The sequence below is a fragment of the uncultured Campylobacter sp. genome (assembly GCF_938018035.1).
In the GTDB taxonomy this organism is placed as follows: domain Bacteria; phylum Campylobacterota; class Campylobacteria; order Campylobacterales; family Campylobacteraceae; genus Campylobacter_B.
The window spans coordinates 1-1,035 of sequence record NZ_CALIJF010000046.1; the positions used below are offsets into that span (position 1 = coordinate 1).

A 1,035-nucleotide genomic window follows, 5' to 3' on the forward strand; every position below is an offset into this window, starting at 1 on the left:
ATGTTCATAGACAGCGTAAAGCTTAGCGTCAAATCGGGTGACGGCGGCGCAGGTTGCGTCAGCTTCCGCCGCGAAAAATTCGTCATCCTGGGCGGTCCCGACGGCGGCGACGGCGGCGACGGCGGCGACGTGTATTTCAAAGTAGATAAAAACTCCCACACTCTCTCATCCTACAAGGGCAAACGTGAGTTTAAGGCGCAAAACGGCGCGCCAGGCGAGGGTCGCAAAAAGACGGGCAAAAGCGGCGAGGATCTCGAGCTCATCGTGCCTCCCGGTACCAGCGTTTACGACGAGGATAGCGGCGAGCTGGTGCTTGATATGTTAAACGACGGCGAAACGAAGCTGTTTTTAAAAGGCGGCAAAGGCGGGCTTGGCAACGTGCACTTCAAAAGCTCGATCAATCAAGCCCCTGAATATGCGCAAAAAGGTCTCGAAGGGCAGACGCGCGAGGTGAGACTAGAGCTAAAACTCATCGCCGACGTGGGGCTCGTGGGCTTTCCAAATGTCGGTAAAAGCACGCTAATCTCGACGGTCTCAAACGCTAAACCACAGATCGCAAACTACGAGTTTACCACGCTCACGCCAAAGCTCGGCCTCGTCAAGGTTGACGAATACAGCGGCTTTGTCATGGCCGATATCCCTGGCATTACCCTTGGCGCAAGCGAAGGGCGCGGGCTTGGCGTGCAGTTTTTAAAACACGTCGAGCGCACGAAAATTTTGCTTTTTATGCTCGATCTTGCAAACTATCGTAGCCTTGAGGAGCAGTTTGACGCGCTGAGGGCCGAGACGGCGAAATTTTCAGAGGGACTTGCAAAAAGAGACTACGCGATCGCACTAACTCGCGCGGACGCGGCCGAAAATTTGCAGGAAAAATTTGACGCGTTTTTGTCGCATTTGGGGCTTGCGGGCACGGCGGGCGAGATGAAATTTAAGCAAGATATTTATGAGCTTGACGCCGCCAAGCCGTTTTTTGTGATGCCGATCTCCTCGGCGACGGGACAAAATATAAACGAGCTAAAATTTAACCTGCTTGAG

The 1,035-nt window shown here is 53.5% G+C and carries 1 protein-coding gene; it reads left to right on the forward strand.

Translation table 11 applies throughout. The features are described from left to right. Window positions 1-1,035: GTPase ObgE (gene obgE / locus Q0257_RS01545; protein ID WP_298020704.1), on the forward strand; the 1,035-nt coding region annotated here is incomplete at its 3' end.